The sequence below is a fragment of the Candidatus Phytoplasma fraxini genome (assembly GCF_038024965.1).
Classification (GTDB): Bacteria; Bacillota_I; Bacilli_A; order Acholeplasmatales; family Acholeplasmataceae; genus Phytoplasma; species Phytoplasma fraxini.
This window is the reverse complement of the sequence record NZ_CP146843.1, coordinates 45,372-71,444: the sequence shown is the minus strand read 5'-3', so window position 1 is coordinate 71,444 and position 26,073 is coordinate 45,372. Positions and strand designations below refer to the sequence as shown.

Genomic DNA, 26,073 nt, shown 5'->3' with positions numbered 1-26,073 from the left:
TCTTTTAGAAAATAATTGCATCAAATTATAATATATACTTATTTATAAAATAAAATAATTACAAAAAATAAAATCTATATTTTATTTTTTGTAATTATTTTATATTCGAATTCAAGTTCATATTTCAAAAGTCAATACTTGATCTGATACAGAACAAAATAAAAATATAACGATGAAGTGTAATGTTCTAAAAATTTATTTTTTAAAAAATAATAATTTTTATGTTTTTTTATAAAAAAAGATTTTTTTAATTCAAAAAAAATGAATGAAAATCTATTCTCTCTTAAATTGATATATATATAAATTATTTATTTTAAATTTTGGATATATTGTCAAGGTGTTTGATAATTTAATTTAGTTAATAACCGAATGACGATTCCAAAAACGTGAAAAACTTTGAATTATTTTTTTTATTTTATAAAAAGGTTTAGAAGATAAGTTTAAAGTGTTCTTAAAAACAGAACCGTTAAAAAGTAACAATTCTTTCTAAAAAAAATAATTTTTAGAAATTTAAATTGTTTATTAATTATTTTAATAATAACATAAAAAAATAATTTTTTAAAAAATTTTATTTATTAAAAATAAAAAATAAAATAAATATTTTATGAATTTCTCTCCAACAATCATTACATATTTATAAAAATATTCATAATTCATTATATTTTAAATTTGTATTAAAAATTTTTAAATATTTTAACAAAATGTAAAAATAATTTCAAATGTCTCGAAAAAACCTTTTATTAGTTAAAAAAAATAGCAAAAACAATTGATAAAAGTATATTAGAACGTTTCAAAAATTTATTATTAATTGATTTTTTTTATTCAAAACCTTTTATTAAATAAGACATTTTTTCAATGAAAACAGCATATTCATTCAAAATAACTCCCGAATCAAATTTAATTTTATCAAGATCAGAAAAACTAAATTCAAATGGATTTTTTTTATAAAAATCAAAATATTCTTTTTTATTCTTAAATTCTAATTTTTTCACTTTTATATTATCTTTTAATATCAAAATTAAAGTTTTTAAGGGAGAATGAAAAAAAGATGTTATATTATCTTTTGATAAAGTCGCATAATTTTCTAGTAATTTTTCATCTACAACAGTAAAAGGTATTGGTTCTTTTTTATCAGAAAAATTCGGAATCATTTTGAGTAAAATCATTATTTGAAAATAAGGAATATTATTACTTCGAATATTAGAGGTTTCGCCTAACATATTTTCGAAATAATTATTTTTATTTTTATGAAAATTACTTAATGGGAATTTTATACCAATACCAGAGATGATTTTATTATCATTTTTTCTTTTAATCGCTATATCTACTTTTTTATCGTTATATCTCCCTTTAATTTTTGTATTTTTATCATTTTTGCCATTGTATTCAGTGACGACGTTATATTTACAACCAAGTAATTGTTGTAAATGTTGTGCAATTATACTGTGAATTGTGTTTACTTTATTGCTACTTCGATTATTATTTTCTTTTGATATTGCAAATTCAAACGAGTTTGTAATTTCTTTTATTAATTCTTTTTCAAAATTATCTGTCATTTTAAAATGATCCTTTAAATTTGTGACATTTGATAAGAAAGATATAAATGTAAATCTGTTGTTGAAAAAAAATAATATTCGCCGTTTTTAGATTTTCCAAGTATTTTTAAATATTCAATAAAATCTTGTTTCATTAATATTGTTTTAATAAATTCAAAATCATATTTATCTGTTAAAATATAATAACCACTATATGGAACAATACTTGGCGAAAGGATTTTGAATTTAATATTTTCTAAATTTTTAATGATATTATTAATAACTATTTTTTCTTTTTCAATATCTAAAATTCCTTGTGTTCTTGCGAATTCATACCATTTTTGTTTTTGCAAACTTCTTGCGTTTAATTTTTTTTCATTTTGACATAAAATATTATAAATAGTAGGATTATTGTTTTTTATTTTGTCTAAAGGAATTAAAATTCCTTGATTATTATATGGATAAAAAACCTTAGTCATTTTAGATGTTGAAATTTTAAAAGCAGAACGAATAAATTCACCTTGATAATTTGAATTATAAAAAAATCTAAATTAGTAGAAACGGCATTTTTAATTTTTAAAAAAGGATTTTTATCTATTGTTATAATTTTTTTAAAATTTATTAATCGTTTTAAAGAACTAAAATAAAAAGAATCATTAATAAAAAAATGAATATATTTTAATTTAGCTATAAATTTATTTAATAAATTTTTTGCGTCATATTCATAATAATCAATAACTTCACTTTTATTATTTTTATCAATCATAGTAATACAAGGATATATTGTTACGAATTTAAAAGGATTAAAATGTCCTAAGTTAATTATTTTACTTAATAATTTATTTTCAATTAAATATTGTCTAAATTTATAACCAGAAACAGAAGTAAAATAAGAATTAGGCGAAATATAAATCGTTCTACCATTATTATTCAACATTTTAATGCTTAATTCGAAAAAAATTAAATATAAATCAAACATACCTTTGGCAGCAAAGGTATATTTTTTATAATTAGTGTTAGAGTCTAAATCATGAATTCTTATATAAGGTGGATTGCCCACAATATAATCCATACGATAATTATATTTTTCGATTTCTAAAGTATCTCCGTTGATAATGTCCCAATTTACAGGTGTTGTAATACCATTATTTAATAACGTTTGGTTTAAATTATTAATGCAAACAGTATACGACAAATAATCAATTTCAATTCCATGAATAAAAATTTCTAAATCTTTGGCAATTTCTATTTCTGTTAATCGTTTTTCTTTGGCATTTTCAATATATCTATTCACTATTTCAATTAAAAAAGCACCTTCACCACAAGAATTATCGATAATATGTTTTTTTAAAATATTTTGACTTAAATAACCAATTGTTGATAACATATTTTTAACAATAAAATTAGGTGTATAAACAACACCTTTTTTATTAGTTATATTTGGGTTACAGAAAACAGATTTTAAACTTTGTTGTTGTTCAAAATTACAACTTTTATTTAAATTTTTTTTCATATTTTTATTCAACAAATAATTTTGATAGTAAATTTTTTCTTGATTCATATTAGTTTTTTCTCTTTTTTGAATATATGGCCAAAATATATATTAAATTAAAAAAATTTTAAAAACATTTTTTTTAAAATTTTTATTGCAAAAGTAAAAAAATTATTTTTATCATAACATGTAAATAATTTTGTCAACAATTGATTTGTTTTAAAAATTTAATTTGTTTATTAATTATTTTAATAATAGCATGAAAAAAAATATTTTTTTAAAAAAATTTATTTATTAAAAAGAAAAAGAAAGAAAAGAACCGAAAAAAGAAAAATAAAATAAATATAAATATTTTAAAAATATAGTATACAATATAAAAAATTTATATAAAAAAGTATATACAAAAATACTTTATACTATACTGTGCAAAATTCTTTTTTCAAAATATTTTCTTAATTTATCTCCAACAATCATTATATATTTATAAAAATATTCATAATTCATTATATTTTAAATAAAGAAAAAAATCTAGATGGATGGACTCATTTTACTTCATATTAAAAGGATAAAAAATAATTTATCTTTATATTGCCTTTATCCTATGTCTAAAAACGTGAAATTTGGCCTTCATAATAAAGGTGTTTTATTCTTCATCAAAAAAGGGGTTTTATTTCATTTTTTTATTTTTAAATTGTTGTGGTGATAAATAACCTAAACATTTTAAAGGACGTTTTTGATTATAATTTTCGATAAATAAAGGGATTTGTTGTTTTAAAAATTTTAAAGTTAAATTTTCTTTTTTTCTAAATAAAAAAATTCCGCTTTTAAATTACTGAAAAAAGATTCGATGCAGGCGTTTTGTGCTGGTTGGCCTTTTTCGGAAAAACTGGGAATAAGATTTTTTACTTGTAAAGCTTTTTGAATTGCTTTGGCAATATATTGACTGCCTTGGTCGGAATGAAATAAACAACCTTTCTGAAAATTTGGTAAAAATTTTAAAGTTTTTATTATTATTTGGTGATTTATTTTTTCATCCATATGATAAGCGATAATTTCGCGATTATATAAAGGTTGAGTTCCATCAAAATGGAACTCAACCATATTCTTTTTATGAAAAGAATTATTAATTTGAATTGTTTGTTGTTTAAGTAAATTTTCAAAAGGTATTTCTATGTTATTATCGTTAAAATTCGAACTATTTTGTAATTCATTGTTTTCCATCGCCATAACAGAATTATTATTAGTTATAAATAAAATTCCTAATAAAATAAAATAAACAAAAACTTATTATTTTAAATTGATATTGATTTTGTAATTTAATCATTAATTAAATCTCCTTTGATTTTTTATTTACCAAACATCATTATATCTTTATTTTCATGTCAGCTTCTTGTATTGGGTCATAATTATGTTTATCTTTGAAGATGGATAAAGTTTTACGAATAGGGTTGAAGTGAAAGTGGAAATGAGTTAATTCGTGATTGGAATTTTAAACAAAATCCTCACCTAGGTAGTAATCTTTATCTTGATCTAAGAAATGTTTAGGTCCTTTGTATTTAAGGATTAAGTAATTACCGTCTGGGCCTTTATTTAATTATTTTTAGAAATCGACATAATCATCTAAACAGTTGTCGCTTTTAGTATATAATCTAGAAAATTTAAATCCATTCGCTGTGGTCTTATCATAAATTCGCCCTATATTATTTCAACGGTCGAAAGGATGACGGTCTCTGATGTAATTGGCGAGTTTAAAGGGTTCTTTTTGTTTTTCGAGGTGGTTTTGAGCAATTGAAATATTGTTATGACTACCTTTTTTTCTTGAAATAATACGTACTAATTAATACGTATTAAATTATTATGAATATTTAAAATTTAATTATTGTAAAAGATAATTAAATTTTTTTTATATATAAAAAAAATATTTAGTGGAAAGGATATAAATATAAAAAAATGTCTTATTATTCACGTAATTATAGATTTATTAATTTTTTATTGTTAGTATTTGGGATTATTTTTTTATTTAGTTGTGTTTTATTTTATAAAGGTTATATTGACGTTCCATTTATAACAGATAATAATAAAACTGAGGAAAAAACAACAGTTAAGAATAAAGAAAAATAAGAAAGATAAAAATAATAATAAGGATGTTTAATAATTGTATAAAAAAATGGTTGTTTATTTTTTTTACTTTATTAATAATTTTCTTATTGGTTTTGGGTTTAAGTTATTATTTTAAAATAATCAATTTTATTTTCTTGTTGAAAACGACTTCTTAACGCTCTATCTATTTTTTCTAAATGATTAGTCGCTCTCATTAAAATAATTTTTTTCTCGCTTTTTTTAAAACCATCTAATTTAGTTAATAAGTTATTAACAATATTAGATAGCTGTTTGATTTGTATTTTTGTCTTCGCGGTTAGCTAAACCACTAATTTCATCGACAAAGATAATACATTTGTCTTTGGATTCTGCTTCGGCCCAAATTTTTTCTAATTCTTCATTTCCTTCACCAACATAAGTTTTATCCAGTTTTGAAGGTTCCAATTCAATAAAATGTGTTCCTGTTTCTCCACAAACAGCTTCTATTAAATAACTTTTTCCTGTTCCCGAAGAACCATATAATAAGATTCCCGTCGGTTTAACATTTTGATAACCTAACACATGCTTACCTTCTTTTAAATAATGAAGAATATTAGAAAACTGTTATTTTTCTTCCTCCATCCCGTAAACATTAGATAAGGTTGTCGGTTTTTTCTTTGTTAATTCTATGTTATTTTCTTTAATATTTTGAATATCTTGATGGAGTTTTTCTAAGCGTTTGTTAAAAGATAACAATTGACTATCTAAAAATAAACTATAATTATTTAATTTTTGAATTTCTTCTGATTCGATACCTTTTTGATTAACAGTCATTCTGATTTTCTCTTTTTCGGCATCATTATAATTAATCGCTTCTGTTACATTATCTATTTCTTCTTGTAAAACCGCAAACTTACTTGTTTTATCGATGACAATGTCTTGTTGTTTAATTTCTTTGTCGACGACGGTTTTCTTTGTAATAAGGCGCCACGTTGTTTTGATAACTCTAATGATTGGGTGCATAATTTACCTTGTTCTGTTTCTAATATAGTTTTTTCTTCTTTTAAAGTGTTAATTTCTTGAGTAAGAGTTTCTTTTTTATTTGTTTCAGTATCCGGAGTGTTGGTTAACTCTTCTTCTTTCTTCGTTATTTCTGGTGTTATTTCCTTTAAACGATTAAGAATATGAGTTTGACGTTTGATAATGTCATCTATTTGTTGTCTATAAACATCATCTTGACGTTTAAGCTTATCCGATTCATAAATCTTTTTTTGATTCTCTTGACGTAAATTTTCTAATTGTTGTGCTAAAATATCAATACCTTCTTTAATTTCTTCTTGTTGGGTTTCCTCTGTCTTTTTGTCTTTATTCTACGCAACACCATAAATAATGAAACCGGTCGAACTCAATAATAACGAAACCAAAAAAACAAAATAAATTTTATTAAACAGTTTCAATCGTTATTCTCCTTTCTAACTTATTTTTTAATTTTAAAAGTTTATAATATATTTATAAATTCAAAATTATGGGTGTTTTTAATATATGACAAAAAATTCAAATTTAGGTCAAAATTCAATATCTTCTATTTATTTATTAGTATTTTTAATTATTTTTTCTTTTGTATGGCGGTTATTTTATATATTGTCGCAACAAATATTAGAAAAAATATTTTATAAACAATATATAATTATAAAATGTAAAATTTGTTTAGAAAAAATACGAAATATTAAGGAAAATACTAAAAAATTTAATAAATTAAAAAATAGAAAAATATTACTTAATTTATTATCAAAAGATATTCAAAAATATAATCATTCTTTAAACAAACCTTTAAAAGACAAACATTATAAAAATTTAGAAAAAATTATATTCGATATTTATGAATTCTTTTTTGGTAATTACTATCCTTATGAACGTTTTACAGACGAAATCAAAAGTATAAAAATATCTCAACCAGATTTAGCAAAAATCGAACATTATTTAAATGGTGTTTTATCTTCTATTCGAAATGGGCATATAATATATTATTTGAATGCATCTGATTATGATCCATTTTTTAACCATGATCCATTTTTTAACTATCAAAAATTAGAAGATAATTTAAAATATCATAGGAATTATATTAAATATTTATCATTTTACATTAATATATTAGAAAATTGTTTTTGTACATTTATCGATAATCATTCTCAACAATTACAAAAGATTAAATCACAATTATTACAAAAACAAAAAAAATCAAAATTTATTTTTCTTTATTTCAAAAAGAAAATTCATTTCATTACAAAAAAATTTTGTTTATTTTTAAAAAAATCAATTTTACAAAAAATTATTTCTTTGATTATGACAATTGCTAGTTATATACATTTTTCTGATTATAAATTGTTTAAATATATAATTAGTTTCATTGTGTAATAGATAAGATTAATTGATATAATTCTTGATTAATATTTATCACCGGCATGCAATATGACACAAAATGATTGTGAAATATAACATATAAATGTATCTTAATAAATTTAATATGAAAAAGTATTTATTTCGCTTAATATCATAGGATAACAATAATATATTACAAGTAGTTAATATGTATTTTTTTGAATTCAATATCTTTAAACTTACTTACCGCTTCTTCTAATAAATCAAGACAAAAAAGTATCATTTATTAATTTTAGTAATGATTTAAAAATAGGAACTCATTAATAACTTGATAATATTTTGGGTAAATTATAACATTCTTTAAAACTCAACCATCAGGATGGATATTAAAATGACACAAAAATAAATATTTTTTCTTCCAAAAAACGATTTTTATTATCTCAGAAATAAATTATAAAAAATAAGCTAATAATACATTTAATTCTAAATATGTTAATTTTTTTAATTTTATTGAAAAAAAGAATTAGTTAAATCACAAATATTAATCTTTTTTTGGATAATCTCTTTTTGAAAAAAGTTCTTTATATAACAAAAAATAACCTTATAATTAATTTCTTTTTTTAATCTACTTTAGAAAAATTTATTTTTTAAATAAAGCAATAAGTAATACATAATAGGTGTCACAATTATAAACAGGGAACAATAAACAACCTAAACCTCTGTTAAAGTTGAGAATAAGATATCTAATTGTGTTTGTAATTGTTCTTGACGTGTTTTTAAAAGTGTTTTTAAAGGGTTTTCATTTTCTTCTTTCATTTCTTTTTCTAAACTATCAAGTTCTTGAACGATTTTTATTTTTTGTACTATTTTTTGAATTTGTAATTGACTATCAGTTAATTTAGTTTGTAAACGTGTTTTTTCTTCGGTTAATTGTTTGTTGTTGTTTTCTGTTAAATTAGTATTTTGTAATTTAGTTTCTGTATTTGGTATAAGAATCGTTTCTAATTCAACTACTTCGGCCAATAATTGTTCTTTATCTTGTAAATCAATTAATTCTTTTTCTTTTTTTAATTTAGATGCTTTTAAATTAGTTTGAACAGTTGATTTTTGTTTATCATTTTTTAATTGTTGTTCTACTTCTGCGATTTGTTTTTCTAAATAAGCTACATATTCATTCCATAATTTACGCGTTTCTAATTGAGTTTTTTGTTTTTCATAAGTGAACAGTGAAGATATTACTAACTACTAAATGTATTTGAGGTTGAATTTCTTGAGGTTTTTGTTTGGCATCCCAGAAGACAAAGGCTTCTTCGATGGCGATTTCGTATTTTAGGAGATCTTCTAAGGTGTAATTATAATCACCATAAGGATATTCTATTTTAAAAGGGTTCGTACGTGGCTTAAAATAAATTCCTAAAAGGTCTTTTGATAGATTTTTTAGGTACCAATTTAATATTTGTGGGGTCTTATACGAATTATATGAAGGTGGCATATTTTTACCAACGGCTGTTGAAATATCGTAATATTTTAAGATATTAGGGATATCTTCAAGTTCTAGAATGTTGATGTCGTATCTTTTCATTTTTGGTTGGGTGTTTAACCATTCTTTTTGAAAAGTTTGGTAGTCAGCGAGTTTTATTTTAGATTTTGTTTGTTCGTGGAAATAGTTATGGGCGTAGATAGGGTGATGGAATAAAATAGTGATTAATAAAGAAATGGTTAATAAAACTTTTTTAAGGATTTGATTTTAATCATGATTTGTTTGCCTCCTGGGGGTTTTGGTTTAATGGCCTTGCCAGTTGTTGTTGTGATTGGGTAAAAGAAAAAGACCCTGGGTAGGGTCTTTAATTTTTATATAATTTAATTAGTTATTTTTTTGCTTTTTTTATTTATTTAAATTTTTATACAATTTGTTCTAACCACACTATAACATATTGATAAACTTGTTCACTATCTAAATCATTAAATAAATTATGATACATATCAGGATACAATTTCAATGTTTTATTAGATTCTGTGAGGATATCAAACAATTCTTGGCTATTTTCTGATAAAATAACAGAATCTGAGCTCCCATGCAATAATAAAAGAGGTTGTGGATAAATATATGAATTATTTATTAAATTTTCTTGAAAATATTGAATACTTAAAACCATAGTATTTCTTACAAAATTTGGAGTTAAGTAATTTATAGTTCTAAAATTTTTCATTTCTTGTGTTAAAGGTAATCTTGATAATCTATCATAATTCATTCCTACTGAAATATTTGGTATATTTTGTATTGATTCTTCTTCGATAAATGCATTTACAGAATCTATTATTTTTGTTGGGGCGCCACTATTAATTACGCCTTCTACATTGTTATATTTATAAATATAACAATTGTTTATCACGCCGCCTAAACTATGTCCTAATAAAATATTTTTTAAATTATTTTTTCGTTTTAAAGAGTTAATTATTAAATGCAAGTCATCTGTTAAAATATTAAAATTATTAATATCTGCTATATCATTAGAATTGTTTCTACTTTGCCCATGACTTCTAATGTCATAAAGTAAAACATTATAATTATTGTTATTTAAAAAATTTGATAATCTTTCGTATTCTTTTGAACTTTCAGCAATTCCATGGGTAACAACTATATTAGCTTTAGCATTCGAAACTTCTTTAAAATCTGTATGAAGACCTGTATTACGTTTTTCTAACAAAGGGTAAGCGTAAATTTTTTGCTTTAAAATGGCAAAGATTAAAAAAAATAATATAAGTAAAAAATATTTATTTTTATAAAAAAATTGGTTTTTGAATTTAACCATTAATTCAATTATCCTTTTTATTTTATCCCTCATTTGAGGTGATTTCGTAGAGTGAGTTGAGGTCGAATATAATTACGTCTTTATATTGTATTTCAGCGCCTTTATTTCGTTTTTCTAATAGTTTTTTGTAATCTTCGTCGCGTTTGAACATATTATTTAACATCTCGATTTCGTTTTCATTTTTTTTGGAATCCAGTTCACTTATTTGTTTATTATAATCATCGCATTTTTTTGGTATTCGTCAATTAGTTTTTGTTCTTTATTTAAAAAACTTAATGAAAGTTTCCAACTATTTTTTATTTTATCAATTATAGTTTTTTCTTCTTCTGGGAGATTTAAGGTTAAAAATGCGTTTTCGTTTTCTGATAAGATGTAAGATTTAATTTTATCATATTTTTCTTGTGTTATTTGAATTTTAGGTTTTGGAGGCGCTGTTTCTTGTTTTAATTCGTAGATATTTTTTCTTAAATCTAAAATTTCTCTTTCAAAAAAATTATCAGTTGTAATCATGAGTTTTAGATGTTCTTTGGTAATATCTACGCCTTCGAATATGTATGGTAATTCAAAATTATATATTAAACTGTTTAATCGTTGTTGTTTCAGAAACAAAATCGTACCTAGTTTATCTTCATTCTTTATAGGTTTTGAAGGGTCAAAATTTTTTGTGATTTTGCATTGTTGTATTAAATTAGAAAATTCTTTTTCTAATTCTTTTATTTCTTTTCTTTTTTGCTTAATTTTCATTTTGTCTTGGGACGGCAAAAAATCTAAATTATTTAAAATTGCATCTTCTGAGTCTTTATTTTGGGGGTTTTTATTTAGTTTGTTAATACCTAATAATGCTATACCGACAATAAATACGAAAATAATTAAAATAACGATCCAATATTTTTTAAAAAAGTTCATTATTTCATAGCCTTTCCGATAATAGTGGTAATTGGTATTATCTTTTAAAGAAATTAATTACTACTATTATACATTTTTATTTGATTAATATTGAAGAAAAAAGTTTAATATATGAATTACTTAGTAATAGGTTGTAAGAATTTATTATATCTTTTTTTGTTTTATTTTTTCTTGGGCTCTTGCGTAGTTTGGTGATTTATTTTTTAATTCTTCTTTTTTAGTGTTGATTTCTTCATTTGTTTCTTCTATTTGTTCTTCTAATTCAATTTTTTTTTATGTTTGTTTGTGGCATCAGAAAATAAATTTTTATTATAAATTAAATTTTCGATAATATCATTATATTCTTTTATAACTGATTCATCTTGTTTTTTAAATTCAGTTAATTGTTTTTTATCTACTTGCATTTCGTTTTTTAAATTATTATCTTTCATGCAAATTTTATATTCTTCTAGTTTCTTTTCGGCGTCTTTATAGTCGGCTTTGGCTTCAACTAAATCTTTTTCTATTCTTTTAGTAATAGTTTCATATGTTTCTTTGCTCATCATTTTAGGTGTTCCATCTTCGTTTTGAAATAAATCTTTGGCTAAATTGGCTACACGGTGAGCTTCGTGAATAATTAATCCACCTTTCGCGATAATTCCAGCGGCTTTTTTAGTTATTCCACCACTTACTGCTTTTAACATACCACGCTCCCAAAAAGCATCCATATATAATTCGGCACCTTGGAAAATAGCGTCACGAAGATTACCGAAACTAAATTCATGTTTTTTATCCCAATCATCGGCGGCCATTTTTGCGGCGGCGGCTGCTGTTTGTCCTGTTCCATCAAAATGGAACCAGTTTAGATTTCGTTATTTAAGTCAAACTATTTATTAAAAAAACGGTTTGACTTATTTTTTTGCTTACAAAAAATAGTTCAAACTAAAAAAAGAGATTTTAAAAAATGAATAAATATTTATATGGTTTAAAAGAAATAAAAAACTAATTATAACTTAGATAACCAAACTTTATATTTAAATTATTCCGATCTTTATGAAACAATAGTACTTTTAAAAAATATTAAAACCCTGCCTTTTAAAATTCAAATGAATTTAAACATGGCTACAAAATATACTTTTGATCTTCAAAAGAAAATTTTGTATTTGAAAGAAGAACCAAAAGTAAATACTTTAGTAGACTTAAATCAAAGATTATATCAACAAGTCTTTGGTTTTACTCCACAAGAAGATGATTTAGATAATTTAATCGAAAGAACTGAAAAACAACTTTTTGGAGATAATAATTTTTCATGAAAAAACAAATCGCAGTGTCCTCAAAATTAAACATTTAATTAAAAAAAGATTTTTAAAAAGTTGATTAAATCAACTAAAAAAGTCAAATTGTTTATTAACAAAAAATAAACGATTTAACTTTTTTATTTTATATTCTTTGAAAATTAAAAAAATGTATTTATATTTTATTTATGTAGATTTGAAAGTATTTGTGATAAAGGTAGCTAACAAACACTACCTGGCCTTCTATTACTTTCAAATGTGCATAAATGAAATATTTATCACAAATAACAATTAGAAGGTTGCAAGGAATGTTTCATTTTTATATTTTTTTCATAAGCAGATTTTTTTGATAAAAAGTATTACGTCCTTTTCCTTTTTTAATTATATAATTTTGTTTTAACAATTGCATTAAATTGAATTTAATTGTATGCAGACTTAATCCCGGAAATAATTCAATTAAATTATTTTTATAAGTATCTTTTTTAGGATGTTTATCGAAATATCTTTGAAGTTGAACAATAGATGGATTTTTAATTTTTGCTTTCTTATAATACTCGTCAATAAATTGATAATTTTGTAAAATAATAGTTAACATATAATAAATAAATGGTAATGGATCATGTTGATTATCGTGCCAATCCAAAGAACTTTTTAAGAGCGCATCATAATATTGTTGTTGTGTTTTAAAAATAAATTTGTCAATTTGAAGAAATTTATAATAAAAATGATTACTTTTATATAAAAGAAGATGTGTCGATAAACGACTAATTCTTCCATTTCCATCAAGAAAAGGATGAATACACAAAAAATCAAAAACAAAATTAAGTATTAAAATAAGTTGGTTTATTTTAGGGTTATTAAAATTAGCATTAAAAGTTTGACATAATTCATCCATTTTGGATGATACTAGAACACATGCTAATGGTTGAAATCTAATTTGTTGTGTACCATCAGACCTTATTTCAGTAATATTGTTATCAACTGTTTTATATTTGCCACCAATCTTATTAGTATATTGATATAACATCCCATAAAATTGTAAAATATATCTAGGTTCAATTGGAATATTTATGAAATTATCATCAATTAAATTAAAATACTTCAGTATATCCTAATATTTCTTGTTCATTATTGTTTTTCAAATTTGTTTCGTGTGAAAAAATAATTTTATCAACCCTATTATCTTTAGTATGAATCCCTTCGATTTGATTAGAAAAAACAATAGCATCTCGTTTAGCCAATTTTCTAAAATTTTTAACCTTTAAAGATTGTTTATCAAAAATGAAATATTTTTTATTTTGATATTTAGTAATTTCAATTAAAATTTGCACAATTTCTTAATTTAATAATAATTTTTCTAATTTTTGATAATTAAATTTTTTCATTTCAAACCTCGTGTATAAATATTACAACATTAAAATCGGTATATAAGATACCAAAAATATACCGATAACTTCTAAAATAACTATTTATAGATGATTTTTTTGAGTATTTTAAATTACTTTTTTATTTTTCAAATAAATTAATATAAAGATAAACATAATATTAAATATATTTTTGTATACAATAAAAACATCAATTCATTTCTTATTTTGATTTCAAAAATGATTAAAATAAATTTCGAATTTAACTTGAAAATAAAAAAAAGATAACTCAAAAAGTTATCTTATGTTAAAATTTAAAATCGTTTCATTTTTCAAAAATTTCATATAAATTATGAATTCTTTAATAAAAAGGTATTTTCAAAAAATTTATAAAGAAGTTATTATCTTTATCGAAATTTTATCAATAAATAAGTAAATTTAATTTATAAAAAATCTTCTTTATTTAAACGTTCAAAAAGCTTTATTTTCGCATTTAATTCTTTATCTTGAGTCACTCCAAATATTTTTAAACTTTCAAAAGTAATTTCTTCTGCTTGAATCTGTTTTAAAATATTACTAGCTGTATCTGGTAAAAAAGGTTGTAATAAAACACCTATAAAACGAATAGTTTCAATCAAAGAATACAAAACAAAATCTAATTTATCTAAATTTTCTTTATCTTTAGTTAAATGCCATGGTTTAGTAAAATCAATATATTTATTACATAAACGAGATAATTTTAAAATACATTCCAAAGCATCACCTATTTTATAATGTTCCATGTAAAGACGGACACAAGATACAGTATTAGAAGCTTCTTTCATTAAATTGATTGATTCAAATTCGTTAACAGCATTTAAACTTTTATTTAATTTATTATTTTTATATTTCTCGATCATTCCTAAAGTACGATTTAATAAATTACCTAAAGTATTCACGAGATCTGTATTATATCTTTCAAATAAAAGATCATAAGTTAAAATACCATCAGAAGTATAAGGAGTTTCATGTAACACAAAATAACGAATAGCATCTACAGGAAAAATTTTTAATAAATCATCTGCATAAATGGTGTTATTAAGAGATTTAGACATTTTTTTATTATTAAATAAAATCCAAGGATGAATTAAAAATTTTTTTGGTAAAAATAAATCTAAAGCCATTAATAAAATAGGATAATAAATCAAATGAAATTTATTAATATCTTTACCGATAACATGAACATCACAAGGCCAAAATTGTTTAAATTTAAAATTATCTTCGCCCTCAAAAAAAGGATAATTTAATCCTGTAATATAATTACTTAAAGCATCTATCCAAACATAAACTACATGTTCAGGATTGATATTCAACTTAATACCCCATTTAAATGCGGTTCTTGAAATAGATAGATCCTCTAAAGGAGTTTTTAATAAATTTAAAATTTCTTTTTTAAAATGACTTGGAAGAATTAAATAAGGATCGTTTTCTAAATACTGTAATAATCTATTTTGGTATTTAGATAATTTAAAAAAATACACTTGTTCTTTAGTCCAAATAGGAGTTTCTCCGGCCGCTGTTTTTCCATCAATCAAATCTTTTTCAGAAATATAACTTTCATCATTAACAGAATACCAGCCTTCATATAAACCTAAATAAATATCTCCTTGTTGCCAAAGTTTATCAATAATCATTTTAACTTTTTTTTGATGAGACAAAGCACTTGTTTTTATAAAAAAATCATATTTAATATTCATTTGTTCATAAATAGTTTTAACTTTATCAGAAATTTGATCAACATAATTTTGGGTATCTAAATTGGCTTGTAACGCTTTTTTTTCTATTTTTTGACCATGTTCGTCAACTCCTGTTTGAAAATAAACTTTATAACCTTCTAATCGTTTAAATCTTGCTATAACATCAGCTAAAATCATTTCATAAATATTACCAATATGTGGAATAGCAGAGGCATAAACAATAGAAGTAGCTATATAAAAATTTTTTTTATCAAATGAATTATTCATGTATTTGTTTAAAATCTTTCTTTAATTTTTAGCAATCTTAAATTTATTAAAAAGTATCTTTTTAGATATTTTGCGTTCTCGTGCTACTTTAATAAAAGCTTCTTTTTCAGTATAACCTTGCTCTAAGAAAAAAATAACATGTTCTTCTAAACTAACATCTTGATACAAATCATTATTTTTATTCGTTTCTATAACTAAAACATATTCTCCCTTTAAAGATAATTCTTGTTGTAAAATTTCTTCTAAAGAACCAGTGATAATAGTTTCAAATTTTTTAGTTAATTCTCGAGATAAAGAAATATTTCTTTCTCCATAACAAACATGAATTAATAACAATGTCTCTTTAATTCTCTGAGCAGATTCATACAAAATTAAAGAACCTTCAAAAAAACGATATTTTAATAAAATTTTTTTCTTCATCTCTTTTTTTTTAGATAAAAAACCTAAAAATAAAAAAGGAGTTTCAAAAGAAGAAAGAACAAAACCAGCCAAAAAAGCAGATGGACCAGGAATAACAGTTACATAAAAACCAGCTTTTTTAACTTCTTGCACTAAAAAAAGACCTGGATCGCTAATTAAAGGAGTGCCAGCGTTACTAATTAAAGCTAAATTTTTTCCTTCTTTTAACAAACATAAAATTTGTTGAAGACGTTCTTTTTCATTATATTTATGTAAAGAAATCAATTTATTTTTAAAATTATAAAAATGTAAAATTTTCAAAGCCATTCTAGTATCTTCGGTGAAAATATAATCAACTTTTTTTAAAGTTTCTAAAGCCCTAAAACTTAAATCAGACATATTTCCGATTGGTGTTGCCACTAAATACAAAATATTTTTATTTTGAATAAAAGTTTGTTGAATCGTAACCATATTATTTAGAACCAAATATTTCTAAAAAAGATTTTATTTTGATATCTATTTCTATTAATAACAAAACAAAACACGAACGAACATCTAAAATATTTTTTTTTCTTTCTATTTCCAAAAAACAATGACAAATTTCAATAATCAACGACAAAGATAATGTATTATAAAAAGGTTTGTCTGATAAAACACAAGGAAAAATAAAAAAAAGATCATTTTTGCGATAATATAAATCTAAAAAGAAATTGATCATAAGTAATATAAAATCATCTATAAAATCTTGTTGTTTTATTAAAAAACGAACATGAAAAAATAATTTAGAAAATCTTTCTTTTTCTGGTAAAGTTTTTAAAAAAAATACAAAAAAATTTTTCAAATCATAAAAATAATCATTTATTTCTATTTTTCTATTCTTTTTTAATAAAGAAATTAAAATTTTATCTAATTCATTTAATTGTTCAATATCTTTAATTAAAGATAAATCCTGATAAGATTCATCTTTCAAAGAAAAAATTTGAGCACGAGATAAAATAGTTGGAAGTAACAAATTACGGTCTTTAGTTAACAAAATACCTAAAATATTTTCATTTATAGGATTTTCTAAAAAATGTAATAAACTATTGGAATGATTATGAGATATATTTTCTAAACCATCAATAACATAAACTTTTTTTTCTTGTATTAAAGAAGTTTGATTGAAATAAGATTGCATTTCTAAAATTTGTTCTTTAGCTATTTTCTTATCACGGAATTCTAAATAATAAAAATTAGGATAAGAAAATGTTCTTATAAGTGTTTTCAAAGATTCAGATGAATTTTTATTTTTTAAAAATTCATATACTAAATCAAACATTAATGCTTTTTGTTCTTTTGGATTCGAACCTTCTATCAAATAAAGATGCATTAATTTTTTCTTTTGAATAATGATTTTAAATTTTTCTATTAATTCATTTATCTTAATCATTGTTATTTTTGTAATAATTCTTCAATTTTTTTTTCGATTATTGATTTTATTTTATCTAAAGGCAGGGTAGCATTGATTTTATAAATTCTATTAGGATATTCTTTACAAAGTGCTAAATAGCCTTTTCTTACTTCGTTATGAAAATTATTTTGTTCTAAATCAAAATATTCCATTTTTTCTTTTCTTTTAATATTTAACCTTTGTATACCAATAATAGGATCCATATCTAAATAAAAAGTTATATGAGGTAAATACTGCATAGCTAAAAAATTAATTTTTTTAATTAAATCTGCACCTAATTTTCTAGCATATCCTTGATAAGCAATAGAGGAATCTAAATAACGATCGCAAATAACAATTCGATCTTTTTTCAAAGCAGGAATAATTGTTTTTTTTAAATGTTCTGTTCTATCAGCAGCATATAATAAGGATTCTGTATAAAAATCAATTTTATTATAAAATCGAAACAAAAGCTGTCTTATTTCAGTATTAAAAGTCAAATGATCACTTCCTGGTTCTTTAGTTAAAAGAACTTCATATTTTTGACGCATTTTTTTCCATAAAAACGTAGATAAGGTGGTTTTGCCTGTTCCTTCACATCCTTCAAAAGAAATAAATATCATATATTTTCCTTTTTAATAAAATTTTTTTTAAACAAAGACTATTATCAGGCGCTCTAAAAAATAATTTCTTATTTTTTTAACATTAAACATTGTTTTAACATCTATTAAAGTTTTTGGGTTTGATTGAACAAAATTAAAAAACTTGCTAAAAATAGAATCATTTGTTTTAAAAAACCTTTTTCATGACAAAATAAACTGATTTGGATTTTCTTTAACAAAAACTTCATAAATCAACTCCGTATTACTAGTACAAAGAGCCAAATCTTTTTTGATAATTATAATCCTTAGTATCATCTATAGTCAAAATTAATTTATAATTGAAAGTTTCCAAATAAAAACCTCTTTATATATTAAATATGAAAACTTAATAAAAAAAACGATAAAACAGAAATAAAAACCAAATAATCAATTCGTGTTATTTTATAAATATTCAATTTTGTTCGTTTATTACCTAAAACATAACCTCTAGTTTCCATAGCATTAGCTAAAGTAAAAGATTTTTTAAAAACCAAAATAAAAATAGGAATTAACAAAGAAATCAAATAATAAACTTTTTTTATAATGTTTTTCGTATAAAAATTAAGACCTCTAGATAATTGAGCTTTTAAAATTTTTTGACTTTCTTCTATCAAAAAAGGAATAGACATAAAAATCAAAGACATCATAAGAGAAAAAACTTCAATAGGAAATTTAAGAATTTTTAAAGGTTTTAAAATAATTTCTAATCCATCATTAATTTCAATAAAAGAAGTTGTTTGAATAATTAATAAATTCAACATAAAAAAAATACAAATACGAAAAAAAATCAAAAAAATATTAAAAAAAACTTTTTTCTCAACATAAAAGTGTGCGAAATCATTTGATTTATCAGGAAACAAAACAACTAAAATAGAAGGTACACAAAACATCAAAAGAAACATAATAAATACATAAAATTTTTTATATTTGTTTTGGATAAAAAAAAACGATATAAAATATAAAAAAACAAAAATAATTATAAATAATGTTGTATCCATATTAAACATATAAAAAGATAAATCATTATTTGGACCTGTGTTGTTAAATGACTTCATATTAAGCCATAAATGAAAAAATAAAAAAAAACGAAAATTCCAAATTTGTCTTATACATTTACGACCAAAATTCGGAACAACATTTGATAAAAATAAAAAAATAAAAATAAAAAAAAGAAAATAAAGAAAATAAAATATTTGTTTTTGTAATGTGAATTTAAATTCGACACCAAAATCAAAATTAAAACTAAAAATGATTTTAAAAATAAAAAGAAACAAAATAATTTTGACAGAGGGATGTATTCTGTATATAAAAGATTTATCTTTTATATTGGCTATGATTTCAACATCTTTTTTATTAATCATCTCCATTTGTTTTTTCATAACCTTTACAAATTTTTGTCAAATATTTAACTAATTCTTCATATGAAAACTTAGGTTCAAAAGGAACGTCTAATTCTCTATTTAAAGATTTTAAAATCTTTAAATTTTGTGGTTCAGATAATCCAAATTCTGATAATTTATATTTCATAAAAAAAATTTCTTTTAAACCGAAAAACACAATTTGCCCTTGATCTAACAAAATAATTTTATTAGCATATTCAGAAACTAAATACATATCATGAGTAATAAAAATAATAGTATTACGTTCTTTTTTATTTTTATTTGTTAATATAGTCATGATTTCTTTTTGACTATTAACATCTAAACCTCTAGTGGGTTCATCTAAAATCAAAATAGATGGATCAATAGCTAAAACACCAGCAATCGCAACTTTTCTTTGTTGACCTTCAGACAATTTAAAAGGAGATTGATTGAATAAATTTTCATGTATGTTTACTTGTTTTAAAGCTTGAATAGCTTTTTGTTTTACTTCGGCATTATTTATATTAAAATTTTTAGGTCCGAACATAACATCTTGCAAAACAGTATTCTCAAACAGCTGATATTCAGGAAATTGAAAAACTAAACCTATTTTTTGCTTTAAAGAAGTTAAATTTTGTGGAGAGGCTTTTTTATCTATTTTATGTCCAAAAATATTCAAATAACCTTCAGAAGGAATTAATAAACTGTTCATCAATTGAACTAAAGTGGATTTTCCAGAACCTATTCGGCCAATTATAGCTATAAAATCATCTTTTTCATTTATATTTAAATTAATATTTTTTAAAGCTAATTTTTTTTTTTTATTATAATAAAAAGTTACATCTTTAAATTGTATTGCCATAAAAAATCCTGTAATTCTCTAGTTTTTTTGAGATTTATACCTGATAAATCTTTTATTTTTTCCAATTCATAATAAAGTTTAAGTCCTAAAGGTAAATGTTCAAAATGTTTATTTATAAACGACATATCTTTTAATAAATTTGAACTTGCCTCTTTTTTTATTAAATTACCTTCATCCAAGATCATAATTTCATCGCTCTTTAAAGCAAAAGATAAATCATGAGTTATTGTAATCAAAATTTTATCTTTTTGTTTATGAATCGTTTGAATAATATTGAATATTTCTTGAGAACTTTGAGGATCTAAAAAAGATGTAGGTTCATCAAAAATAATAATTTCTGGATTCATAGCTAAAACAGAAGCTATTGCTACTTTTTGTTTTTGTCCTCCAGATAATTCATTAGGTTTAGAACTTAATAAATGTTGAATATTAAACATACGAGAGTATTTATTAATTTTTTGTTTCATTTCTTCTCGCGATAATAATCTATTTTCTAAACCAAAAGCAATATCGTTCTCGACATCGTAACCCACAAATTGATAATCAGGGTTTTGAAAAACAATACCCATCGAAGTACGTAATTCAAACAAATTATTTTCTGTTAATTCTTTACCATTAATAAAAATTTGACCTTGATTTTGTCTTAATAAACCAATTAAAATTTTAACTAATGTAGTTTTCCCGGAACCATTATCGCCGATAACAGAAACCCATTTGCCCATAGAAATTTCAAAATTCAAGTCATTAAAAATTTGTTTATCTTTATAATTAAAACTTAAATTTTTAACAATTATCATTTTAAATAGACCTTTTAATTTTCTTTAATTTACAAACATAATTTTCTACAAGTTAAACAAAAAGAATAATAGCCATCGAAGCAGCATCGCCTCTACGATATACACTTTTAACAACTTTAGTATAACCGCTATTTCTATCTTGATATTTAGGTGTTATTTCTTGAAATAATTTTTTTAAAACAGTTTTGTCTGAATCAATCTTTTTGTTAAATAACAAAGTTGAAACTAATCTTTTAGAATCTAAAGTATTTTTTTTACTTAAAGTAATTACTTTATCAATTACTTTTTTAATTTCTTTGGCTTTAGATTCGGTAGTAACAAGGCGTTCGTGCATAATTAAACTAGCAACTAAATTTTTTAACAAAGATTTTCTATGAGATGTATCACATCTTAATTTGCTATAAGCCATATATTTTTACACCTTTTTTTAACTATTAAAATAATTTTTATTATATATATTTTAATTTCATTTTTAATATTTAATTTTTATTTAAATTAATTATTATCTTTAAATTTAAGATTTAATTCTTTCATTTTTTGTTTTAATTCTTCGAAAGATTTTTTTCCTAAACTATTAAATTGCAAAATATCTTTTTCATTTTTATTTACTAAATCTTGAACTGTATTAATTCCTGATTTGTGTAAACTATTAAATAATCTAACTGATATGTCTAATTGATCGATTTTTAAATTCAAAGCATGATTAAAATTATCTATCTTCGGTTCGTATATGAATTCTTTTTCTTTAGTTTGGTCGCATAAATCCACTAAAACATTTAAATGATCAATGAAAATTTTAGATGCTATCGACAAAGCTTCTTTAGGTAAAATAGATTTGTTTGTTTCTATTTCCATAACTAATTCTTCTTTATTGCTTATTTTTTCTTCTACATAATAAGAAACTTTTAAAACTGGAGTGTATAAAGAATCGATTGCAATAACTCCAAATTGATTTTTATTATAAACTTCGTTATTTTCAGAAGATACATAACCAATACCTTTTTTAACAGTTGCTTCTAACTTAAAAGGGATATCAGAAGATAAATGCGCAATGACATGTTCTTTATTGCAAATATCAATATATTCATTGAAACGGAAATCACCTGCTGTTACTACTTGTTCTCCAACAACATCAATATAAATTTTTGTTTCAAAATCTTCTTCTTGTGAAGTTGTACTAATAATAACTTTTTTTAAATTTAAAATAATCGATATAACGTCTTCATAAACGCCTGGTATAACACTAAACTCGTGGTCAACACCTTCAATTTTAACATTAACAATAGCGACCCCTGGTAAAGAAGATAACAAAATCCTTCTCAAAGAATTACCTATTGTAAGGCCTAATCCTTTTTCCAAAGGTTGGATAATAAATTTGCCGAAAGATAAATCTGATTCTTCTTGTTGAACCATCATATTAGGTTTTATAAATTTTAATTTTTTCATTATAAACAATTATATTCTCTTTCATAAATTTGTATTATCCACGAGGACGTTTAGGAGGTCTACAACCGTTATGTGGAATAGGAGTAACATCTTTAATAGCAGTAATTTCTAAACCAGATTCTTGCAAAGAACGAATAGAAGTTTCGCGACCTGTTCCAGGACCTTTTACATAAACTTCAATTTGTTTCATTCCTTTTTCTTTTGCTAAAAAAGAAACTTTTTTAGCTACTTGCTGAGCAACATATGAAGTAGATTTTTTACTATTCTTATAACCGACTAAACCGCCACTACAACGAGCAACAGCATTACCATTTAAATCTGTAATAGTTATAATAGTGTTATTAAATGTAGCTTGAATATGAGCTATTCCTATAGGAACATTTATTTTATTTTTTTTTACTTTAATTTTTTTTTTTTGTTTACTATTTGAAACGTTTTTTTGAGACATAATTAAGATACTTTTCCTGTTCCTTTACTAAATTTTGTAGTTCCTGTAGAAACTTTTTTTCGACTTTTTTTAGCAGTTTTAGCATTGTTTCTAGTTTTTTGACCTCTAACAGGTAAACCTCTACGATGATGAATTCCTCTATCGCATCCTATTTCTTTTAATCTTTTAATATTTAAAGCAATTTCTCTTCTTAAATTACCTTCTATATTTAATTTATTACATTCGTTTCGAATACTAGATAATTGATTTTCGCTTAAATCACCAAATTTAGATTTAGGATCGATATTTAATTGTTTTAATATTTTTGTAGCAGTTGATATACCAATACCATAAATAGTTTGTTTTAAGTAAATATCTACTTGTCTATTTGGAGGAATTTTTTTTGAAATCTTTTTCATTTAAACAATTTTCACTTTCTTTTAACCCTGTCTTTGATTATGGCGACGTTTTTTTTTATTTATAACATAAACCCTTTTTTTGCGACGCACAACAATATCATCATCACTACGTTTTTTAACAGAAGCTTTTACTTTCATTTATGATACTCCTTCTTAATAAAACGATAAACAATACGTCCTTTATGATCAACTTGTACTGTATCACCTTCTAATATATTTATTTTACTCATTCTAATTTTTCCAGAAATATAACCAATAATCTTTCTTCCGTCAGGTAATCTTAATGTAAATTTTGCATTAGGCAATGCTTCGACAACTATAGCATCGGAAACTTTATCATTAGTCATCTTAATATTCTCTTTAATAATCTTAATAATTCTCCTTCATTCTTTTGTTAATTTTTGTTAAAATTTCATATCCTGTATCAGTTACTAAAACTGTATGTTCAAAATGAGCACTTAGACTAGAATCCAAAGTAATAGCAGTCCAACCATCTTTTAATATTTTAACTTTTTCACTTCCCAAAGTAAATATAGGTTCTATACAAAAGGTCATACCTGGTTTTAACACATAATCTTCAGGTACAAAATCAAAATTAAAAATATAAGGTTTTTCGTGAAGTTTTTTTCCTATACCATGACCTGAAAAAATTTCTACTATACCATAATTATTTGAAGTTCCAATTTTACTAATAGCTAGTGAAATATCCGAAATTTTATTACCAGGTTTAACTTGTTCTATACCTGCGAATAAAGATTCTTGAGTTTGATCTAATAACTTTTGCACTTTAGAAGGAACTTGACCTAAAACATAAGTCCAAGCAGAATCTACAAAATAACCCTTATGTTTAATACCTATATCTAAAGTAAAGATATCACCGAATTTAAGAATTTTCTTTTTTGAAGGCAATCCATGAACTACACCTTCATTAACAGAAATACAAATATGACCACCAAATCCTTGATAACCTTTGAAAGCAGAAACAACTCCATGTTTTTTAATTATATCTGAAGCAATAATATCTAATTCAAAAGTAGAAATTCCTATTTTGAAAAAATGTGTAATTTCTTCTCTTATACAAGATAAAATTTTACCTGCTTCTCTCATAATAGTAATTTCGTTTAAAGTTTTAATTAATGCCATAATAAATTAACAACTTCTAATTTGTATAATAAGTAATTTTTTTAAAAATCAAAAAAATGTATTATATTGTTTTTTAACATCATCATTGGTCTTAAGATTTTGTATAGATTCTATAGCAACACCAACAATAATCAAAAAACTAGTTCCACCAAACTCAATATTCTTAGATATATCATGACCAACAAAATAATTAATTATTTGTGGACAAGCAGCTAATAAAGTTAAAAATAAACTCCCGATACAAGTTAATTTAAATATTTCATGAGTTATTTTTTTAACAGTAGGTGCTCCTGGTTTAACATCTTTTAAATAAGCATTTTGTTTAGACAAATGTTCTGCAACATCTTTTGGATTAATAGCCATAAAGGATGCAAAAAAAGAAAATAATAAAATCAATAATAAATAAAGAAAAAAATATACACCTAATTCAGAATTTGATTTATAAAAAGCATTTGCAAAATTATTAATACCAGCATTATCGTTAAATAACAGCTGTATATAAGAAGGTATATGTAAAAAAGTATCAGCCAAAATAATAGGTAAAATACCAGATGTATTTAATTTAAAAGGTATATAATTATCTATTTTATCATTTTTTTTATCTACAGCGTAATGAATAGGAATTTTTAAATAAGCTAAACTTAAGATAATCGTTAATATCAATAAACATAAAAAAGAAAATATAATTAATAAATGTATCACTAATACATCTTTATGTTCCTGGAAATCAAACAAATATGAAAAAGTTTTATATAATTTATCTGATATACCTATAGCTATTAAGATAGAAATACCATTACCTAAGCCTTTAGATGTTATTAAATCTGCAAACCAAATACAAATAAAAACACCTACTACTAAAAAAAAGAGATCAATAAAAATGTAGTTTGGATCATACACCAAACAACGTTTGATAATAGTCCAACTTTGACCTAGAGCAATCAAAATAGTTAAAATTCTAGTAACTATATTAATTTTATACTTCCCTTTTTCTCCTTGTTCTTGCCATTCTATTAAAAAAGGTAAAATCTTTTGACCTAATTGAACTATTATAGAAGCAGTAACATAAGGAAAAACACTTAAAGACAAAAGAGTTAAACTATTACTATTGTCAAACAAAGAAAAAAAGTTATTTTTGTTGTTGAAATTAAGCTTATTATAAATATTATATTCTAACTTTTCATGAAAAGGAATAAAAATTTGGGTACCAATAAAATAAATAAAAATAATCACTAAAGTAAATAAAATTTTTTTAATTATTTTCTTTTTGTTTGACAACAAACTAATTAATTTTATCATATAAA

The 26,073-nt window shown here is 22.7% G+C and carries 30 protein-coding genes and 1 pseudogene; 2 read left to right on the top strand and 29 right to left on the bottom strand.

The features are described 5' to 3' along the window. Positions 1–818 precede the first annotated feature (818 nt). The 7 genes and pseudogenes from AADV48_RS00395 to AADV48_RS00365 form a co-directional block, all read right to left on the bottom strand. Positions 819–1,556 (bottom strand): hypothetical protein, encoded by a 738-nt coding sequence (locus AADV48_RS00395; RefSeq protein ID WP_341266641.1) that lies wholly within the window; start codon positions 1,554–1,556, stop codon positions 819–821. Positions 1,557–1,570: 14 nt separating this feature from the next. Then, positions 1,571–2,014, bottom strand: coding sequence for a hypothetical protein (locus tag AADV48_RS00390; protein ID WP_341266640.1), 444 nt, complete (start codon positions 2,012–2,014; stop codon positions 1,571–1,573). Next, positions 2,011–3,096 carry an HsdM family class I SAM-dependent methyltransferase gene (locus tag AADV48_RS00385; RefSeq protein ID WP_341266639.1) on the bottom strand — a complete coding sequence of 362 codons (1,086 nt, stop codon included), beginning with the start codon at positions 3,094–3,096 and terminating at the stop codon, positions 2,011–2,013. The genes AADV48_RS00390 and AADV48_RS00385 overlap by 4 nt, the downstream gene beginning before the upstream one ends. 598 nt (positions 3,097–3,694) lie before the next feature. Then, positions 3,695–3,778 (bottom strand): hypothetical protein, encoded by an 84-nt coding sequence (locus AADV48_RS02935; RefSeq protein WP_423064663.1) that lies wholly within the window; start codon positions 3,776–3,778, stop codon positions 3,695–3,697. Positions 3,779–3,813: 35 nt separating this feature from the next. Continuing rightward, positions 3,814–4,248, bottom strand: a complete 435-nt coding sequence (locus AADV48_RS00380; RefSeq protein WP_341266638.1) for a DDE-type integrase/transposase/recombinase — start codon at positions 4,246–4,248, stop codon at positions 3,814–3,816. Between the two features lie 1,010 nt (positions 4,249–5,258). Next, positions 5,259–5,721 (bottom strand): annotated as a pseudogene (locus AADV48_RS02930) (AAA family ATPase); the annotation flags it as partial. A 9-nt stretch (positions 5,722–5,730) separates the two neighbouring features. After that, on the bottom strand, positions 5,731–6,129 hold the full coding sequence (locus tag AADV48_RS00365) for a hypothetical protein (protein WP_341266636.1): 399 nt from the start codon (positions 6,127–6,129) through the stop codon (positions 5,731–5,733). Positions 6,130–6,648: 519 nt separating this feature from the next. Between AADV48_RS00365 and AADV48_RS00360 the strand changes: the two genes are divergently transcribed. Then, the gene (locus AADV48_RS00360) at positions 6,649–7,521 is read left to right on the top strand and encodes a hypothetical protein (RefSeq protein ID WP_341266635.1); all 873 of its coding nucleotides are present in this window, start codon (positions 6,649–6,651) and stop codon (positions 7,519–7,521) included. 675 nt (positions 7,522–8,196) lie between these two features. Here AADV48_RS00360 and AADV48_RS00355 read toward each other — a convergent pair. The 5 genes from AADV48_RS00355 to AADV48_RS00335 form a co-directional block, all read right to left on the bottom strand. Continuing rightward, positions 8,197–8,508, bottom strand: coding sequence for a hypothetical protein (locus AADV48_RS00355; protein ID WP_341266634.1), 312 nt, complete (start codon positions 8,506–8,508; stop codon positions 8,197–8,199). Positions 8,509–8,698: 190 nt separating this feature from the next. Then, positions 8,699–9,067: a hypothetical protein gene (locus AADV48_RS00350; RefSeq protein ID WP_341266633.1), complete on the bottom strand. Its 369-nt coding sequence runs from the start codon at positions 9,065–9,067 to the stop codon at positions 8,699–8,701. Positions 9,068–9,386: 319 nt separating this feature from the next. Beyond that, positions 9,387–10,193 (bottom strand): alpha/beta fold hydrolase, encoded by an 807-nt coding sequence (locus AADV48_RS00345; RefSeq protein WP_341266632.1) that lies wholly within the window; start codon positions 10,191–10,193, stop codon positions 9,387–9,389. A 306-nt stretch (positions 10,194–10,499) separates the two neighbouring features. Next, on the bottom strand, positions 10,500–11,204 hold the full coding sequence (locus AADV48_RS00340) for a hypothetical protein (RefSeq protein ID WP_341266631.1): 705 nt from the start codon (positions 11,202–11,204) through the stop codon (positions 10,500–10,502). Positions 11,205–11,461: 257 nt separating this feature from the next. Beyond that, positions 11,462–11,995 carry a hypothetical protein gene (locus AADV48_RS00335; protein ID WP_341266630.1) on the bottom strand — a complete coding sequence of 178 codons (534 nt, stop codon included), beginning with the start codon at positions 11,993–11,995 and terminating at the stop codon, positions 11,462–11,464. A 306-nt stretch (positions 11,996–12,301) separates the two neighbouring features. On the opposite strand from AADV48_RS00335, the gene AADV48_RS00330 reads away from it, so the two are divergent. Beyond that, the gene (locus AADV48_RS00330) at positions 12,302–12,496 is read left to right on the top strand and encodes a hypothetical protein (protein WP_341266363.1); all 195 of its coding nucleotides are present in this window, start codon (positions 12,302–12,304) and stop codon (positions 12,494–12,496) included. A 301-nt stretch (positions 12,497–12,797) separates the two neighbouring features. Here AADV48_RS00330 and AADV48_RS00325 read toward each other — a convergent pair whose 3' ends face one another. From AADV48_RS00325 to secY, 17 genes are all read right to left on the bottom strand, one after another. Next, complete coding sequence (locus AADV48_RS00325) at positions 12,798–13,538, bottom strand: Fic family protein (RefSeq protein WP_341266854.1); 741 nt, start codon at positions 13,536–13,538, stop codon at positions 12,798–12,800. A 31-nt stretch (positions 13,539–13,569) separates the two neighbouring features. Next, a complete protein-coding gene (locus AADV48_RS00320; RefSeq protein ID WP_341266629.1) occupies positions 13,570–13,809 on the bottom strand; it encodes a hypothetical protein in 240 nt (79 codons plus the stop codon). A gap of 476 nt (positions 13,810–14,285) precedes the next feature. Beyond that, a complete protein-coding gene (metG, locus tag AADV48_RS00315; protein ID WP_341266628.1) occupies positions 14,286–15,845 on the bottom strand; it encodes a methionine--tRNA ligase in 1,560 nt (519 codons plus the stop codon). Positions 15,846–15,866: 21 nt separating this feature from the next. After that, positions 15,867–16,715: a 16S rRNA (cytidine(1402)-2'-O)-methyltransferase gene (gene rsmI / locus AADV48_RS00310; RefSeq protein ID WP_341266627.1), complete on the bottom strand. Its 849-nt coding sequence runs from the start codon at positions 16,713–16,715 to the stop codon at positions 15,867–15,869. 1 nt (position 16,716) lies between these two features. Beyond that, entirely contained in the window at positions 16,717–17,673 is a 957-nt protein-coding gene (locus AADV48_RS00305; RefSeq protein WP_341266626.1) for a hypothetical protein, read from the bottom strand. A 2-nt stretch (positions 17,674–17,675) separates the two neighbouring features. Continuing rightward, positions 17,676–18,296: a dTMP kinase gene (gene tmk / locus AADV48_RS00300; protein ID WP_341266625.1), complete on the bottom strand. Its 621-nt coding sequence runs from the start codon at positions 18,294–18,296 to the stop codon at positions 17,676–17,678. 350 nt (positions 18,297–18,646) lie between these two features. Continuing rightward, positions 18,647–19,681: an energy-coupling factor transporter transmembrane component T gene (locus AADV48_RS00295; protein WP_341266624.1), complete on the bottom strand. Its 1,035-nt coding sequence runs from the start codon at positions 19,679–19,681 to the stop codon at positions 18,647–18,649. After that, positions 19,668–20,537 carry an ATP-binding cassette domain-containing protein gene (locus AADV48_RS00290; RefSeq protein ID WP_341266623.1) on the bottom strand — a complete coding sequence of 290 codons (870 nt, stop codon included), beginning with the start codon at positions 20,535–20,537 and terminating at the stop codon, positions 19,668–19,670. The genes AADV48_RS00295 and AADV48_RS00290 overlap by 14 nt, the downstream gene beginning before the upstream one ends. Continuing rightward, positions 20,513–21,334 (bottom strand): ATP-binding cassette domain-containing protein, encoded by an 822-nt coding sequence (locus AADV48_RS00285; protein WP_341266622.1) that lies wholly within the window; start codon positions 21,332–21,334, stop codon positions 20,513–20,515. The genes AADV48_RS00290 and AADV48_RS00285 overlap by 25 nt, the downstream gene beginning before the upstream one ends. Positions 21,335–21,386: 52 nt before the next feature. Then, entirely contained in the window at positions 21,387–21,743 is a 357-nt protein-coding gene (gene rplQ, locus AADV48_RS00280; protein WP_341266621.1) for a 50S ribosomal protein L17, read from the bottom strand. 86 nt (positions 21,744–21,829) lie between these two features. Then, positions 21,830–22,780, bottom strand: a complete 951-nt coding sequence (locus tag AADV48_RS00275; protein ID WP_341266620.1) for a DNA-directed RNA polymerase subunit alpha — start codon at positions 22,778–22,780, stop codon at positions 21,830–21,832. Between the two features lie 34 nt (positions 22,781–22,814). Then, on the bottom strand, positions 22,815–23,228 hold the full coding sequence (rpsK, locus tag AADV48_RS00270; protein ID WP_341266619.1) for a 30S ribosomal protein S11: 414 nt from the start codon (positions 23,226–23,228) through the stop codon (positions 22,815–22,817). 2 nt (positions 23,229–23,230) lie between these two features. Continuing rightward, entirely contained in the window at positions 23,231–23,626 is a 396-nt protein-coding gene (rpsM, locus tag AADV48_RS00265) for a 30S ribosomal protein S13 (RefSeq protein ID WP_341266618.1), read from the bottom strand. A 21-nt stretch (positions 23,627–23,647) separates the two neighbouring features. Continuing rightward, on the bottom strand, positions 23,648–23,764 hold the full coding sequence (gene rpmJ, locus AADV48_RS00260) for a 50S ribosomal protein L36 (protein WP_121463671.1): 117 nt from the start codon (positions 23,762–23,764) through the stop codon (positions 23,648–23,650). Next, positions 23,761–23,973, bottom strand: a complete 213-nt coding sequence (locus AADV48_RS00255; RefSeq protein WP_341266617.1) for a translation initiation factor IF-1 — start codon at positions 23,971–23,973, stop codon at positions 23,761–23,763. Before AADV48_RS00255 ends, rpmJ begins: the two co-directional genes overlap by 4 nt. Before the next feature lie 22 nt (positions 23,974–23,995). Continuing rightward, positions 23,996–24,769, bottom strand: a complete 774-nt coding sequence (gene map, locus AADV48_RS00250; RefSeq protein WP_341266616.1) for a type I methionyl aminopeptidase — start codon at positions 24,767–24,769, stop codon at positions 23,996–23,998. Between the two features lie 48 nt (positions 24,770–24,817). Next, on the bottom strand, positions 24,818–26,068 hold the full coding sequence (gene secY / locus AADV48_RS00245) for a preprotein translocase subunit SecY (RefSeq protein ID WP_341266615.1): 1,251 nt from the start codon (positions 26,066–26,068) through the stop codon (positions 24,818–24,820). Positions 26,069–26,073: the final 5 nt, after the last annotated feature.

Bases quoted from the DNA above. Each gene is read 5' to 3' on its own strand.
- AADV48_RS00365 (WP_341266636.1), bottom strand. From the start codon at position 6,129: ATGCACCCAATCATTAGAGTTATCAAAACAACGTGGCGCCTTATTACA.
- AADV48_RS00390 (WP_341266640.1), bottom strand. From the start codon at position 2,014: ATGACTAAGGTTTTTTATCCATATAATAATCAAGGAATTTTAATTCCT.
- AADV48_RS00330 (WP_341266363.1), top strand. From the start codon at position 12,302: ATGGCTACAAAATATACTTTTGATCTTCAAAAGAAAATTTTGTATTTG.
- AADV48_RS00380 (WP_341266638.1), bottom strand. From the start codon at position 4,248: ATGGAAAACAATGAATTACAAAATAGTTCGAATTTTAACGATAATAAC.
- AADV48_RS00275 (WP_341266620.1), bottom strand. From the start codon at position 22,780: ATGAAAAAATTAAAATTTATAAAACCTAATATGATGGTTCAACAAGAA.
- AADV48_RS00350 (WP_341266633.1), bottom strand. From the start codon at position 9,067: ATGAAAAGATACGACATCAACATTCTAGAACTTGAAGATATCCCTAAT.
- AADV48_RS00340 (WP_341266631.1), bottom strand. From the start codon at position 11,204: ATGAACTTTTTTAAAAAATATTGGATCGTTATTTTAATTATTTTCGTA.
- AADV48_RS00395 (WP_341266641.1), bottom strand. From the start codon at position 1,556: ATGACAGATAATTTTGAAAAAGAATTAATAAAAGAAATTACAAACTCG.
- rpmJ (WP_121463671.1), bottom strand. From the start codon at position 23,764: ATGAAAGTAAAAGCTTCTGTTAAAAAACGTAGTGATGATGATATTGTT.
- AADV48_RS00255 (WP_341266617.1), bottom strand. From the start codon at position 23,973: ATGACTAATGATAAAGTTTCCGATGCTATAGTTGTCGAAGCATTGCCT.
- AADV48_RS00290 (WP_341266623.1), bottom strand. From the start codon at position 20,537: ATGGCAATACAATTTAAAGATGTAACTTTTTATTATAATAAAAAAAAA.
- metG (WP_341266628.1), bottom strand. From the start codon at position 15,845: ATGAATAATTCATTTGATAAAAAAAATTTTTATATAGCTACTTCTATT.
- rplQ (WP_341266621.1), bottom strand. From the start codon at position 21,743: ATGGCTTATAGCAAATTAAGATGTGATACATCTCATAGAAAATCTTTG.
- rpsK (WP_341266619.1), bottom strand. From the start codon at position 23,228: ATGTCTCAAAAAAACGTTTCAAATAGTAAACAAAAAAAAAAAATTAAA.
- AADV48_RS00335 (WP_341266630.1), bottom strand. From the start codon at position 11,995: ATGGCCGCCGATGATTGGGATAAAAAACATGAATTTAGTTTCGGTAAT.
- map (WP_341266616.1), bottom strand. From the start codon at position 24,769: ATGGCATTAATTAAAACTTTAAACGAAATTACTATTATGAGAGAAGCA.
- AADV48_RS00360 (WP_341266635.1), top strand. From the start codon at position 6,649: ATGACAAAAAATTCAAATTTAGGTCAAAATTCAATATCTTCTATTTAT.
- AADV48_RS00385 (WP_341266639.1), bottom strand. From the start codon at position 3,096: ATGAATCAAGAAAAAATTTACTATCAAAATTATTTGTTGAATAAAAAT.
- tmk (WP_341266625.1), bottom strand. From the start codon at position 18,296: ATGATATTTATTTCTTTTGAAGGATGTGAAGGAACAGGCAAAACCACC.
- rsmI (WP_341266627.1), bottom strand. From the start codon at position 16,715: ATGGTTACGATTCAACAAACTTTTATTCAAAATAAAAATATTTTGTAT.
- AADV48_RS00305 (WP_341266626.1), bottom strand. From the start codon at position 17,673: ATGATTAAGATAAATGAATTAATAGAAAAATTTAAAATCATTATTCAA.
- rpsM (WP_341266618.1), bottom strand. From the start codon at position 23,626: ATGAAAAAGATTTCAAAAAAAATTCCTCCAAATAGACAAGTAGATATT.
- secY (WP_341266615.1), bottom strand. From the start codon at position 26,068: ATGATAAAATTAATTAGTTTGTTGTCAAACAAAAAGAAAATAATTAAA.
- AADV48_RS00285 (WP_341266622.1), bottom strand. From the start codon at position 21,334: ATGATAATTGTTAAAAATTTAAGTTTTAATTATAAAGATAAACAAATT.
- AADV48_RS00295 (WP_341266624.1), bottom strand. From the start codon at position 19,681: ATGGAGATGATTAATAAAAAAGATGTTGAAATCATAGCCAATATAAAA.